Origin of the sequence: Synechococcus sp. W60.3, assembly GCF_047502615.1 — a bacterium.
Lineage (GTDB): Bacteria > Cyanobacteriota > Cyanobacteriia > Thermostichales > Thermostichaceae > Thermostichus.
On sequence record NZ_JANSHJ010000047.1, the window covers coordinates 9,144 to 10,022 of the forward strand.

The window sequence follows — 879 nt, forward strand, 5'->3', positions numbered from 1 at the left end:
AAGGTGCCCCACACCACACTCCCTGGCGGGATCACCACCTGGCCAAAGCGATCCACCACCGGCTCGGAGACTTCCAGGTGGCCGTTGATGGCCTGGTAGGGCTGGAAGGTGATGGGGCGGTAAGCCGTGAGGAGAATACGGGTGCCGGCAGGCAGCTCGCCCCGCGTGGCTCCGGAGAGATCCCCACCTGGACTGAGGTCGGGCCGACGTTGATAGGAATAGGCTTCGCCTTGGGGGGGGTGTCCACCTGGGGCCACTGGAACGGGCACCACCGGGATCGGATCCAAAACCGGAGCCGTGGGATCCAGCGGCATTTGCGGCACCTGAGGTACAGGCGGTAGGGCCGGTGGGGCGGCAGAGCTGGGGGAGGGCGGAGCACTCAGCAAGGGCAGGGTAGGGACGGGATCCCCCCTGGGGGGCACCGGCTGAGGGGTGAACTCGAACTGCTGAGCAGCAACCGGGGCAACAGCAGCGGCCATCAACATCCCACCCAACACCCCCCAAAAGGAACTCCTCTGCAACAAATGCAGGAACGGCTGCAAGGTTGAGCTCATGGATCCCATCCGGTCGCAACTGGCAGTAGCTTAACATCCTGACCAGCTCATGCCCACTAGGGGTAGTGCCTAGCGACGACTCAATCGCTCTTAAAACACTATTAAGAAGCGTTGATGGGATCCCTCTTCCCTAGGGGCTAGGAGAAGGTGAAGGCTCCCCGCCAGGCTGTGGAGTCGGAGTGGGCGTGGCTGTCGGTGTTGGGGTTGGTGTTGGGGTCGGTGTGGGCGTGGCTTGCGCGGGTGGCCAAGGGATAGCGCACGGGGGGTGGGTGGCGTTCCCTCTGGGAGCGGGATATAGCGACGCAATGAAGGGGGTGTGTAATCG

General features: G+C 63.8%; 1 protein-coding gene and 1 pseudogene. Both read right to left on the reverse strand.

The features are described 5' to 3' along the window. Positions 1-554: pseudogene (locus NW846_RS11855) on the reverse strand (hypothetical protein); the annotation flags it as partial. A 137-nt stretch (positions 555-691) separates the two neighbouring features. Beyond that, positions 692-879: hypothetical protein (locus tag NW846_RS11860; protein ID WP_414516113.1), on the reverse strand; the 188-nt coding region annotated here is incomplete at its 5' end.